Genomic DNA, 13,106 nt, shown 5'->3' with positions numbered 1-13,106 from the left:
CTTTACTCTGTGGCCTTATTCTGTTCCATCAGAAGTATATTCTTGATTTCCTCTTTGCGCCAAGCCCGCCATCCATCCACTCGCCCTGCTCGCGGCAGCAGCCAGCGCTCCCGCCACCAGGCGACCAGTTCCGAGAATGGCAAATTGCGATAGATTGGTTCAGTGTCACGGCCTTCCATGTATGCTTCCAGATTGTCCACCAGGCGAAACAGAAACACTTCCCGCTTTACGCCATGGTAGAGGAGCTGATCTGAAAGACCTAGCCGTCTGAGGGCTTTCACTATTATTTGCCATTTCCGCCTTGGCCCACTACCAAAGCCACCGCGAGTCGAAATGCCTTGGTTTTCTAAAAACTCTCGGAATAGTGGGTAAAGTTCCGCTAGGTGAAAAGCTCCGTATCCTTCGGTATAGCCAATAGACTTAGCTACAAGAATTCCTTTGTAACTCAGGCGGTTATACAGGCTACTTCTTCCAAAAGCACTTGTGGTTGTAAGTGCAACTAGGTGAGGTTTTAGGATGCGCTGTTCGATTTCAGTCACACGACCCAGGTATTTGTGCCAGTAGGCTTGTCGAACCTCATTTGACGCTGCTGCCAACGCTACCAGTTTTCCACCTAGGAGACGGTTATATGGTGGCACAGCGCCCAAAGTTTGAATATCCATTGTCTGGTTAACCATCTCCGTTTTTTTGCCAGGGGGGTAGCAAAACAGACGATCGCGAGCTGGAAAACTAAGAGGCGGGGACTGCAGAGCTAACAGACCGATCAGCTTGTCATTAGCTTTGTCTATGATTAGAAACCGGGAGCGGCGCCCATATCCCTTGGAGAACGGGATAGACCAGAGTAGCCGAGCTATGCGGAAGAGGTCATGGTGCTGCTGTTTGGTAACCTCAACTAAAACCGGATCAATGCGCTCAGGTATAATCTCGTTACCGTCTGCGAAGAAGGTGAGGTATTTAGGAAGATATTGGCGAAGCCAATCTTGCCGGTTAGCGATTTCTAACTGAAGAGCAGGCCTGTGTACCCGCCGCAAGCTCTCCTTACCAAGGACAGAAGGGCATAGCTTACCTTCATCTGTTACTACGAACCCAGCTTCTTTAAGCTTAGTCAAAACAAGTTCTGCTAACTCCGCTTCACTCACCCTGGCCGATTCTCTTCTGCTTCAACAATCCTCTGCAGCCTTAACGTAGACAACGTACTGCACTGCTCCCTTGCTAAGGGTAACGTGAAAGGCTCCCACAGAGTGATCAGATCCCTCTGCCCTTACAGAGGCTCAAAGGTTATTTCGAATTGTTACAGCCTTGCCTCCGTGCCCCCAGCAGGGATCCGTTTCTCGGGTAGAACGGGAAACAGGTCATAAGGGATAATGCTTACCCGTAGGCTGTTTGCATCACCGGACGGAGAGCGACCGCATGTTTACTCTGGTTAAGCCCATCACCCGCCACGTTGCCCCTGCTGAGGTGGGGGATCGCCGCTTGATGAAGGTGGTGTACGTGGTGTTGGAGCCGCAGTATCAGAGCGCCCTGACGGCGGCGGTGCAGCGCATCAATGCCCACAACCCTAAGCTGGCGGTGGAGCTGTCGGGGTACTTGGTGGAGGAGCTGCGGGATCCCTCGGGGTATGAGGCTTTCCAGCGGGATCTGGAGACGGCCAATGTCTTTATTGGATCCTTGATCTTCATCGAGGACATTGCCCAGAAGGTGGTGCAGGCGGTAGAACCCCTGCGGGAACGGCTGGATGCGGTGGTGGTGTTTCCCTCCATGCCGGAGGTGATGCGCCTGAACAAGATGGGATCCTTTTCCATGGCGCAGCTAGGCCAGTCCAAGAGCGCCATCGCCCAGTTTATGCGCAAGCGCCAGCAGGGATCCAACTTCCAGGAGGGGATGTTGAAGCTGCTGCAGACCCTGCCCAAGGTGCTGAAGTATCTGCCCTTCGACAAGGCGCAGGATGCCCGCAACTTCATGCTCAGCTTTCAGTATTGGCTGGGGGGATCCCGCGAGAACCTGGAGAACTTTTTGCTGATGCTGGCGGATCGCTACCTGCCGGGGATGCGGGGGCAGCTCTCCTTTGCCGAGCCGGTCACCTACTTGGAGATGGGCATCTGGCACCCCTTGGCGCCGCAGATGTTTGCCAGTCTGGCGGAGTATTTGGATTGGTACAACGCCCGCGAGGATCTGCCGCAGGACGTGAAGGATCCCTTGGCTCCCTGCGTGGGGTTGGTGTTGCAGCGCACCCACCTGGTGACGGGGGATGATGCCCACTACGTGGCCATGGTGCAAGAGCTGGAGTCGCGCGGGGCGCGAGTGGTGCCGGTGTTTGCCGGGGGTCTAGATTTCTCCAAGCCAGTGAACGAGTTTTTCTGGAACGCGCAGAAGACAGCGCCCATTGTGGATGTGGTCGTGTCGCTAACCGGGTTTGCCCTGGTGGGAGGGCCGGCGCGGCAGGATCACCCCAAGGCGGTGGAAGCGCTGCAACGGCTGAATCGCCCCTACATGGTGGCGCTGCCCTTGGTGTTTCAATCGACGGAGGAATGGGCTGCCAGCGACCTGGGGCTGCACCCGGTGCAGGTGGCTCTGCAGATTGCCATTCCCGAGCTGGACGGGGCCATTGATCCCATCATCCTCTCAGGGCGGGACGCGGCCACCGGCAAAGCTCACGCAATGCAGGATCGGATCGAGCTGATCGCGGCGCGGGCCATTAAATGGGCCAATTTGCGGCGCAAGCCCAAGCTGGAGAAGAAGATCGCCATCACCGTCTTCAGCTTCCCACCGGACAAAGGCAATGTGGGGACAGCAGCCTACTTGGATGTATTTGCCTCTATTCACCGAGTGATGCAGGCCCTGGCCCACAACGGCTATGACCTCGGCCCCGAGCTGCCCAAAACCCCGCAGGAGCTGATGGAGTCCATCCTGCACGATCCCCAGGCCCAGTACGCCAGCCCGGAGCTGAATGTGGCCGCCAAACTGTCGGTGCGGGAATACGAGGCGCTGACACCCTACGTGAAAGCCATCGAGCAATACTGGGGGCCAGCGCCGGGGCACCTGAACACCGACGGGCAAAATCTGTTGATCTACGGCAAGCACTTTGGCAATGTGTTCATCGGGGTGCAGCCCACCTTCGGCTATGAAGGGGATCCCATGCGGCTGCTTTTTTCCAGGTCAGCCAGCCCCCACCACGGCTTTGCTGCCTACTACACCTACCTGGAGAAAGTTTGGGGGGCGGATGCGGTGTTGCACTTTGGCACCCATGGATCCCTGGAGTTTATGCCGGGCAAGCAGATCGGCATGTCGGGCGAGTGCTATCCGGATAATCTAATTGGATCCCTGCCCAACCTGTACTACTACGCCGCCAACAACCCCAGTGAGGCCACTATTGCCAAGCGGCGGGGCTACGCCTGCACCATCAGCTACCTGACGCCGCCGGCAGAAAACGCCGGCCTCTACAAGGGGCTGCAGGAGTTGCGGGAGATGATCGGCTCCTACCAAACCCTGCGGGAGGGGGCGCGGGGCATCGCTATCGTCAACGCCATCTGCGACAAGGCGCGGCTGGTGAACCTGGACAAGGATGTGGAGTTGCCCCAGGGGGACGCCGCCCAGTTGAGCTTGGAAGAGCGGGACAGGGTGGTGGGCAAGCTCTACGCCCAGCTGATGGAGATTGAGTCGCGGCTGTTGCCCTGTGGTCTGCACGTCATTGGAGCGTCCCCCACGGCAGAGGAGGCGATTGCCACCCTGGTGAGCATTGCCAGCATTGACCGCCCCGAAGAAGGGATCCTCGGCCTGCCCCGCATTCTCGCCCAAAGCCTGGGCCGGGACATCGACGAGATCTACCGCAACCGAGATCGGGGGCACCTGGCGGATACGGAGCTGCTGGATCGCATCAACAAGGCCTGCCAGAAGGCGGTGGCGGCGCTGGTGCAGGAGCAGACCGACGCCCAGGGCCGGGTCGCGCGGGTGGCCAAGCTCAACTTTTTCAACATGGGCCGGCAAGCCCCCTGGTTGGCAGTCCTAAAAGAAGCGGGCTACCCCCAGGTGGATCCGGATCTTTTGAAGCCCTTGTTTGAATTTCTGGAGGAGTGCCTCAAGCAAATTACGGCAGATTATGAGCTGGGATCCCTGCTGCGGGCCTTGGAAGGGGAGTACATTTTGCCGGGGCCAGGAGGGGATCCCATCCGCAACCCCAATGTGTTGCCGACAGGGCGCAACATCCACGCTTTGGATCCCCAGTCCATCCCCACGGCAGCCGCCATCCAGTCGGCGGAGATGGTGGTGGAACGGCTGCTGGCTCGCGAGATGAGCAGTAACGGTGGCCGGTACCCGGAAACCATCTCGGTGGTGCTCTGGGGCACCGACAACATCAAGACCTACGGGGAGTCGCTGGCGCAGGTGCTGTGTTTGCTGGGGGTGCGACCCAAACCCGATGCCCTGGGGCGGGTGAACAAGGTGGAGTTAATCCCCTTAGAGGAACTGGGCCGGCCCCGCATTGATGTGGTGGTGAACTGCTCTGGGGTATTCCGGGATCTGTTTGTCAACCAGATGGACCTGATCGACCGGGCGGTGAAGCTGGCGGCCGCAGCGGTGGAGCCACCGGAGCTGAACTTTGTGCGCAAGCACGCCTTGCAGCAGGCAGAAGAACTGGGGCTGACGTTGGAGCAGGCGGCAACGCGGGTCTTTTCCAATGCGTCTGGCTCCTACTCCGCCAACATCAACCTGGCGGTGGAAAACAGCTCCTGGGAGGACGAGAGGGAGCTGCGGGAGATGTACCTATCCCGCAAGTCCTTTGCCTTTGGCTCGAATCTGCCTAACCAGCAGATGCGGCAGCTTTTTGAAGCCAGCTTGAAGACGGTGGATGTGACCTTCCAGAACCTGGACTCCTCGGAGATCAGCTTGACGGATGTCAGCCACTACTTTGACGCGGATCCCACCAAGCTGGTGCAGAGCCTGCGCCCCGACGGCAAGGCCCCCTCAGCCTACATGGCAGATACCACCACGCCCAACGCCCAGATCCGCACCCTGAGCGAAACCATCCGTCTGGACGCCCGCACCAAGCTCCTCAACCCCAAGTGGTATGAGGGGATGCTCAAACACGGCTACGAAGGGGTACGGGAGATCGCCAAGCGGCTGGTCAACACCTCCGGCTGGTCAGCTACGGCAGGCGCGGTGGACAACTGGATCTACGAAGAAACCAACGAGACCTTCATCAAGGATGAGGCCATGCGGCAGCGCTTGATGAACCTCAACCCCCACTCCTTCCGGCGCATTGTCGGATCCCTGCTGGAGGTGCATGGGCGCGGCTATTGGCAGACTTCCCAGGCCAATATCGAGCGTCTGCAGGAGCTGTATCAGGAGATCGAGGACAGAATCGAAGGGGTGGAGTAATTAATATGGTTGTTTCAGGTTAGCGTGAGACGTCTGGGCTACTGTTCGCGCCAGCGGGACGGAGTCCTTAGACCTTACGTGAAGTCGGCAAAAGCTGCAACCATGGCCGGATCCTTGCCCAGGGCTTCTGAAGCAGCAGTGGATCCTGCCAAGTTCGTTGATTACTCTATGAATCCAGCTAATCCTGGAAATCAAGGCAAGTGGATTGCCTTTGCAGAGCTTGGCTATGATGTCAGTACACCAGAGGGAAGAAGGGTGAGATTTGCTCACATTCTGCAACAGGTTACTGCTGCTCTGCCTTGCGCCTTAGCCGGGGATCCGTTTCCAACACCCTATGGAAGCCGCTATCGAGTCAAGATTGAAATTTTGGGCCTCAATCAGAAAAAAGGCACTTTAGTGACCGTGTGGCAGGTTGATAAGGAAAGTTTAATCCCTCGTTTGGTCACCAATTGGCTAGAGGTACACAATGATGAGTAAAACCACTTCTAGAATCAAGCCATACAGTAGAGTCAAAACTGTGGCAGATGTCAAGGAGTATTTCAGCGAGACCACTATTCCTGCTGGAACTCAGGGATCCATTGTGGAATGTTACTCAGATCCCACTGAAGGCTATGCGGTTGATTTAGCGGTTCCGGATTTGAGCTTGGTAGGAGGTTTTCGATATTTTAATCTCATTCTTTTTCCCGATCAGTTTGAAGTCATAGATCCCGAAACATGAAGTATCCAATGTTGAATGGACGTTCCCTCTACCCCACCAATCCGGCCCAGCGTAGGTAGCCCTCCACCAGTTGGGATCCGGCTAGAGCGGCTACCCCTCCGCCCATAGCCAAGTAGGGGCCGAAGGGGATGGGCTTTCCCAGGCGGGCCCGCCCCTTGGTCATGGCCAGCAAGCTAGCCAGCAGGCCAAACCCGGAACCCAAAAGAAGGGCCACCACCACCCCCTGCCAGCCCAACCACATGCCGATCAGGGCCAACAGCTTGCCATCTCCCCCGCCCATAGCCTCCCGCCCCAAGACCCAACGGGCCAAGAGGCCAATGCCCTCCAGCAGCCAGAGGCCCAGCACAGCTCCTGCAATCCCTTCCACCAGTGACAGGCCTGTAGCGGCCAGGGATCCGGATCCCTGTAGCCACGGCAAGGCCAGGCGGGCCAAAAACCCTGCCACCAGCCCTGAACGGGTCAGCTCCTCCGGCAGCAAAAAGGTATCCAGATCGATGAGTGCCAGGGCCAACAGCCAGCTCAACAAAACGCAGGTGAGGATCCCTTGGGCAGAAAACCCCAAAGCGCCGATGCTGAGGGCAAACAGGCCCATTGTCAACGCCTCAACGGCAGGGTAGCGCCAGCTAATCTGCGCTCCACAATGGCGGCAGCGACCGCGCAGCAACAACCAGCCTAGGATGGGAATGTTCTCCGTGGGGCCCAGCGGCGTCTTGCAGCTTGGACAATGGGATCCGGGATGGAGCAGAGAAAGACCCTGCGGCAGGCGATAGACCACCACGTTCAAGAAGCTGCCCACACAGGCCCCCAGCACCAGTACCAGCACCCAGGCCAACAGGCGCAGCTCCCAGATTCTGTTGGCGTCGGCGCTGCTCAGCCACATCATGCTCAGCCACATCATGTGAGCGTTGTGCAGTAGGGGAGAATCTCGAGCATGGCAGCCATTCCCATCGCGTCGGCAGGACGGAGTCCCTAAAGGCAGAAAAAGGAAGGATCTGCTCTGTCAGCGTAGCTCCTTGTGCCTCACCGCAGCGGCTCCAATTGCTGCAGCGGAATAAAAGTTTCCTGGGGCAGCAGGATGGGGAACTCGGAAAAGATCAGATCCCCTCGCAGGGTACGGCGGTGAATAACTACCCCCCGCGGAGGTTGCTCCAGCACTTCCGGTCGATGCTGCAGATGAAATTGATAAATCTGGCGAGCCGCTTGAAGCAGAGCGCTGTCCATGAGCTGTTTTCCTTGCCAAATTCACAACTACCCTAACGACATTCCCATCGCGTCGGCGGGACGGAGTCTTTAGACCTTTTGGGATCCCCAAAGTTCTATCTGCCATCCCTCAGACTTTTTTAGAACGGTTAAGGCTTCTGAAAAGCCGGGGATCCCTCAAGCCGAACACCTGCTTCTTTCTAAGAGAAGAGACAAACTGCCCTGCCCCCGCCAAGCCTAAACCTAGGATATCGCTGCCGAGAACTCATGGGTCATCTCCACCCACTCAATATCGCAATACCTGTCCGAAGAACGGAAGCAACTGATGGAGTACTGGGGAGTTGTCGACAGCCGTCCTAAGATGGCTTGCCGTCGGGGCTGGGGGAGATCAAGTCTGGGCCAATGCTGTAGGAAGAGCCGCGGTAACTGGGTTTGGGGTTGAGCTTGTCTTGAAAGCGGGTGATGATCTGGATGGTGCGCTGTACATCCGCCGGAAAGATCACCACCAGGTCTCCGGGTTCGGCTTTCTCCAGAGCGGTTTCGATAGCAGTTGCCTCATCCAAGATTTCCTGCAGACGATCCCCTGCCTTTTCCTGTTCCCAACCCTGCCGGATTAGGGCGGCCACCTCGCCTGGTTCCCGTCCTCGCCGGTCATCATCTTCTTTGACAATGGCTCGGTCGAACATGCGCGCTGCCAAGACTCCCAGCTCTCGTAGGTCGCTGTTGCGCCGATCCCCAGGCCCGCCGATAACCCCAATTTTTCGTTGGCAATCCCAGCGCTCCAGGGTACTTTGAATGGCTTCGTAACCTGCTGGGTTGTGGGCATAGTCCACCAACACCTGGTAGCCCCCTACATCAAACAAGTTGAGGCGACCGGGGGTCTGGGCTACAGAACTGGTGAAGGTGCCCAGCGCCATGCGGATGTCGTCGATGGAAACCCCGTGCAGGAAGGCTGCCAAAGTAGCGGCCAGCACATTTTGGATCATGAAGCTGGCCTTGCCAGAGAGGGTGAGGGGAATTTTGGTTACATCTTCTATGCGCAGTTTCCAGCCCCGTTTCAAAATTGAGATGTGGCCCTCTTCATAGACAGCTGCTATGCCCCCGGAAGCAATGTGCTTTTGAATGAGGGGATTTTCCGGGTTCATGCTGAAATAGGCCACTGTCGCCTTGACATTGGCGGCCATGGCGGCCACCAGACCATCATCGGCATTCAAGACAGCGTAGCCCCGCTCGTGTACCGCTTCCACCAAGACGGATTTGACGCGGGCCATGTCTTCCAGGGTTTCGATATCCCCTAACCCCAAGTGATCTGAGGTTACGTTGAGCACCACGCCGATATCGCATTCCGGGAACCCCAGACCCTCTCGCAAAATGCCGCCCCGCGCCGTTTCCAGCACCGCCACTTCTACGGTGGGATCCCTGAGCACCAGGCGGGCGCTGTGGGGGCCGGTCATGTCTCCCTTGGCAATTTGATGGTTTTGGATGTAAACGCCGTCGGTGGTGGTGAAGCCGACCCGCTTGCCGATGCCTTTGAGGATGTGGGCGATCAGGCGGGTGGTGGTGGTTTTGCCGTTGGTGCCGGTGACGGCCAGGATGGGGATGCGGGTGTGGCTGCCGGGGGGGAAGAGCATGTCGATGATGGGCTCAGCCACATTGCGCGGGATCCCTTCGCTGGGGGCCAGGTGCATGCGCAAACCCGGAGAAGCGTTCACCTCGACAATGCCGCCACCGGTTTCGTTGACGGGCTGGGCAATGTCCGGGCAGATGAGGTCGATGCCCGCCACATCCAGGCCGATGATCTGAGCTGCCCGTTCGGCAATGAAGGCGTTGTAGGGATGGATGATATCGGTGCAATCGACGGCGATGCCTCCGGTGCTCAGGTTGGCGGTGGATTTGAGGGTGCAATGTTCTCCTTTGGGCAGCACCGTATCCAGGGTGTAGCCTTTGCTTTCGAGGACACGCAGGGTCATGTCATCAACGCTAATTTGGGTCAGCACGTTTTCATGGCCAAACCCCCGTCGCGGATCCCTGTTGACTTCGTCGATCAGCTCTTGAATGGTGGAACGGCCATCTCCCACCACATAGGCCGGGATCCGTTTGGCCACAGCCACCAGCTTGTTGTTGATCACCAGCAGTCGGTAGTCATCCCCCACCAGGTGCTTTTCCACCAACACCACATCGGAGTATTGGCTGGCGGCATCGTAGGCGATCTCAGCGGCTTCCAGGCTGGTGATGTTGACGGTGATGCCCTTGCCGTGGTTGGCGTTAAGGGGCTTGATCACCACCGGAAAGCCCCCGACATCCTCGATGGTGGCTGCCAACTCGCTGCGGCGACGCACCGTATAGCCCTTGGGCACCGGGATCCCCATGTCCTGCAGCAGTTCTTTGGTGGCCTGCTTGTCGGCGGCCAGGTCGGCGGCAATGATGCTGGTTTTTTCAGTGGTGGTGGCTTCGATGCGCTTTTGGTAGACGCCGTACCCCAGTTGCACCAGGGATCCCTTGTTGAGGCGCAGATAGGGGATCCCGCGCAGGGCGGCCTCGTCCAGCAAAGCTTGGGTGCTGGGGCCGAAGCGGACGTTCTCTCGGATCTCTCGCAACTCTTGAATGTCCAGTTCTAGGTCGCGGCGGTAGTCTTCTCCATCCACCAAAGCCTGACAGAGGTAGACTGCAGCTTTGGCCGCAAAGCGCCCGGCCTCTGCCTCTTGATACTCGAACACGACGTTGTAGGTGCCGGGGGTGGAGGTTTCGCGGGTGCGGCCAAAATCCACTTTCATGCCGGCCAGGGTCTGCAGTTCCAAGGCCACATGCTCCACCACATGGCCCATGAGGGTGCCCTCTTCCACCCGTTGCAAGAATCCCCCATAGCAGCCGCGGGAGCACTGGTGTTCCCACAGTCCCGGCAACAGGGCCTCCAACCTTTCTTTGAAACCCGGGATGGTGTTGGTGGGTCGCTCCTGCAAGTCTTCCAGATCAAGCCGCATTTGAATCAGCTTATGACGACGGATGCTCCAGTAGTTGGGGCCACTGAGAACGCGGATGGATCGGATGCGCATAGGGTCTAGGGGAAACAGCGGGGAAGGGGACAGATAACTTAGGGTCGTTTTAGGGTCGTTTTCAGGATGCCGGCGCAGGAAACTGCCAAGGACTACATCCCGCTGGCGCGACCAGCCCTAATCTACACTCCCTTTGCCAAGGTCGAGAAAGAGTATCCTTTAATACAATTCTTTCGGTACAATTCTTTCGGCAGGCGAGCAAGGTTAAGACAACGCAATGGATCCCGCTTGACCACATCGGTACAGTGGGGGGCAGACGGGTCTGCGGCACATGGAAAGAACCTATCTGCTGGGGTTGGGCTGGATCTTGGGCCTGCTGGTGCGGGCTTGGCCCCAGGCTGCCGGGTGGGGCTGGGGGATCCTGCTGGGATTGGGGCTGGCGGGATCCCTGCTGTGTCGGCGGCGACTGCGTTTGGCCCGCACTTGGCTGGCGATGGGGCTGGTGGGGTGTCTGGCTTGGGGTTACCTGGGTTGGCGGCAGCCTTTTCCCGGGCCGACGGATATCAGCCTGTTGGCCCCCCAGCAGCAGATGAACTTGGTGGGCACCGTCCTCTCGGAACCTCGTCCCACCCGCAGCGAACGGCGGCAATTTTGGCTGAGAGCAGAGCAGGTGCTCAACGCCGACTCCACGGCCCGCCAGGTCAGCGGCAAGCTCTACGTCACCACCGGCCCTGAGGTCCTCCAGGACAAGGATCTCCACCCCAACCAACGGGTGCGCCTGACGGGATCCCTGTACCTTCCCAGTCCGGCCTTGAACCCGGGCAGCTTTGATTTTCAAGCCTACCTGCAGCGCCAGGGGGCTTTTGCCGGCTTCAGCGCCCGTGAGGTGATCCTGCAGCCGGGGGGAAGAGGTTGGGGGGGCTGGGTGTTGCGGCGGCGGGTGCGAGAGGCGTTCGTTGCTGGATTGGGGGAGCGGCAGGGGAATCTGTTGGCTTCCTTGGTGCTGGGATCCCGGGCCGCCCAATTGGATTTCGACTTGCAGGATGCCTTCCGGGAAATCGGCATGGCCCATGCGCTGGCCGCCTCTGGGTTCCATGTGTCGCTGTTGGTGGGGGTGGTGTTTGTCCTGACGCGCCGGCTGGCGGTGCGCCTGCAGCAGGGGATCATTCTGGCAGTGCTGGGGCTTTACATTGCCCTGACGGGGTTCAGCCCTTCGGTGTTGCGGGCAGCACTGATGGGGGCAGCAGCCATGGTGGTGCTGACGGAGCCGCGCCTGGAAGGAAAGGTGAAGCTCAATCCCCTGGGGACGCTACTGGTGGCGGCAGTTTTGCTCTTAATCTACGAGCCGCTGTGGATTACAGACCTGGAGTTTCAGCTCAGCTTCGCCGCCACCCTGGGCCTGCTGGTGGGGACAGCTCCCATCGTTTCCCGCTTGGACTTTTTGCCCCCGGCAGTGGCCACCGCCTTGGCCGTTCCGCTGGCAGCCCAGATCTGGACTTTGCCGCTGCAGGTGGCCATCTTTGGCCGCATCCCCACCTATTCACTGCTGGCCAATCCCCTGCTGATGATCCTGTTGCTGCCGCTGCTGGTGGCGGGGTTCGGGGTGGCGTTTGGGGCTTTGCTCTGGCCAGGGCTGGGATCCCTGCTGGCCCGGCCCTTGACGTTTTTGATCACGCCTTTAATCAACTGGGTGAGCTGGATAGCCAGCTGGCCTCTGAGTTCCTACTACACCGGCCGGGTCTCCCTGCTCCAGTGCCTGCTCCTCTACGGGGCGCTGGTGGCCCTAACCTTTTGGCCGCGGTGGCGACAGGCCTTCCGCTGGCAGGGCACAGCCCTGATCATGGCCGCCATCCTCCTGGGTCCAAGGATGTGGCCGGGGCCGCCGGTCCAAATTACCGCCTTGGCCAGTGGACGAATTCCCATCCTGGCCATTCAAGCGGAAGGGCGCCACCTCTTGCTCAACAGCGGGGATCCCCGTTTGGCAGAACGCACGGTGTTGCCCTTTTTGCGGCAGCAGGGCTTGCGCCGTCTGGACGGGGCGGTGGCCATGACCTCCGCCGGCTCTGCCAATGGCGGCTGGGAGATCCTGCTGTCGGCTTTCTCCAAAGGAGTACGTCCCGCCAACGCGATTGGGCAATTCTGGGATGGGGGAGGGGCTAATGCGGCTTCCGAAAGTTACCTGCGCTCCCTCAGTGCTGTGCAAGCTGCCGGGATCCCCTATCGAGTGTTGCAGCCTGCCGACCGGATCCCGGTGTCGCAGCGGTTGAGCCTACAGGCCATCCACACCAACCCCCTGGTGTTGACTTTAGAAACAGAGAGATCCCATTGGCTGCTGCTGGGCTCTGCCGGCACCCATGTGCAAGCCGAGCTAACCGGATCCCCGCTGATGCCGGCCCAGATCGACTGGCTGTGGTGGGACGGGGGATCCCTGATTTTGGATCTGTTGGAGCGCTTTCAGGTGCAGGCGGGCATTAGCTCTGGCTCTGTCGGCGAGACGGTGGTCACCTGGTTCCGGCAGAAACAACGACCCCTCTACGTAGCCGATCGGTCTGGAGCGGTAAGCTGGTCGCGGCGGGGAGTGCAAACCTTGAGGTCACAATTGGATTGAGCAGCGCTGTAGTCTGGGGTACAAACTCGGTAGAATTCGAGCAAAAAAGCTTGCAGCTTCCCAAACAAAGTGGGAGAGAGGCTAGCAGGGCAAGGCGGCGGGGGATGTCTTAGACATGTTCAGCTAGAAATCGCAGGAGCCCCGCACTGTACCCGTAGGGTCACTGCCGGAAGGAATGCGCTTTGATGAAGTACAATGAACTTATGAGCCAAGT

General features: G+C 58.9%; 7 protein-coding genes. 3 read left to right on the top strand and 4 right to left on the bottom strand.

Annotation, left to right across the window (positions count from 1 at the left end):
* Positions 1–2: 2 nt before the first annotated feature.
* Entirely contained in the window at positions 3–1,139 is a 1,137-nt protein-coding gene (locus tag ACVW0C_RS08115; RefSeq protein WP_414348242.1) for a Druantia anti-phage system protein DruA, read from the bottom strand.
* A 271-nt stretch (positions 1,140–1,410) separates the two neighbouring features.
* Between ACVW0C_RS08115 and ACVW0C_RS08110 the strand changes: the two genes are divergently transcribed.
* Together ACVW0C_RS08110 and ACVW0C_RS08105 are read left to right on the top strand one after the other, a co-directional pair.
* On the top strand, positions 1,411–5,373 hold the full coding sequence (locus ACVW0C_RS08110) for a magnesium chelatase subunit H (protein ID WP_457384874.1): 3,963 nt from the start codon (positions 1,411–1,413) through the stop codon (positions 5,371–5,373).
* A 102-nt stretch (positions 5,374–5,475) separates the two neighbouring features.
* Positions 5,476–5,850: a DUF6883 domain-containing protein gene (locus ACVW0C_RS08105; RefSeq protein WP_457384873.1), complete on the top strand. Its 375-nt coding sequence runs from the start codon at positions 5,476–5,478 to the stop codon at positions 5,848–5,850.
* Between the two features lie 269 nt (positions 5,851–6,119).
* On the opposite strand, the gene ACVW0C_RS08100 is transcribed toward ACVW0C_RS08105, so the two are convergent.
* From ACVW0C_RS08100 to cphA, 3 genes are all read right to left on the bottom strand, one after another.
* Positions 6,120–6,989, bottom strand: coding sequence for a prepilin peptidase (locus ACVW0C_RS08100; protein ID WP_457384872.1), 870 nt, complete (start codon positions 6,987–6,989; stop codon positions 6,120–6,122).
* 122 nt (positions 6,990–7,111) lie between these two features.
* Entirely contained in the window at positions 7,112–7,312 is a 201-nt protein-coding gene (locus tag ACVW0C_RS08095; RefSeq protein ID WP_414330572.1) for a hypothetical protein, read from the bottom strand.
* A gap of 335 nt (positions 7,313–7,647) precedes the next feature.
* A complete protein-coding gene (gene cphA / locus ACVW0C_RS08090; RefSeq protein ID WP_457384871.1) occupies positions 7,648–10,344 on the bottom strand; it encodes a cyanophycin synthetase in 2,697 nt (898 codons plus the stop codon).
* A gap of 271 nt (positions 10,345–10,615) precedes the next feature.
* On the opposite strand from cphA, the gene ACVW0C_RS08085 reads away from it, so the two are divergent.
* A complete protein-coding gene (locus ACVW0C_RS08085) occupies positions 10,616–12,892 on the top strand; it encodes a ComEC/Rec2 family competence protein (protein ID WP_457384870.1) in 2,277 nt (758 codons plus the stop codon).
* Positions 12,893–13,106: the final 214 nt, after the last annotated feature.

This window comes from Thermostichus sp. OS-CIW-26 (genome assembly GCF_054058395.1).
Note: the sequence above shows the minus strand (reverse complement) of the source record. Positions and strands in the feature narration are given on the sequence as shown.

Bases quoted from the DNA above. Each gene is read 5' to 3' on its own strand.
- ACVW0C_RS08110 (WP_457384874.1), top strand. From the start codon at position 1,411: ATGTTTACTCTGGTTAAGCCCATCACCCGCCACGTTGCCCCTGCTGAG.
- ACVW0C_RS08100 (WP_457384872.1), bottom strand. From the start codon at position 6,989: ATGATGTGGCTGAGCATGATGTGGCTGAGCAGCGCCGACGCCAACAGA.
- ACVW0C_RS08095 (WP_414330572.1), bottom strand. From the start codon at position 7,312: ATGGACAGCGCTCTGCTTCAAGCGGCTCGCCAGATTTATCAATTTCAT.
- ACVW0C_RS08085 (WP_457384870.1), top strand. From the start codon at position 10,616: ATGGAAAGAACCTATCTGCTGGGGTTGGGCTGGATCTTGGGCCTGCTG.
- cphA (WP_457384871.1), bottom strand. From the start codon at position 10,344: ATGCGCATCCGATCCATCCGCGTTCTCAGTGGCCCCAACTACTGGAGC.
- ACVW0C_RS08105 (WP_457384873.1), top strand. From the start codon at position 5,476: ATGGCCGGATCCTTGCCCAGGGCTTCTGAAGCAGCAGTGGATCCTGCC.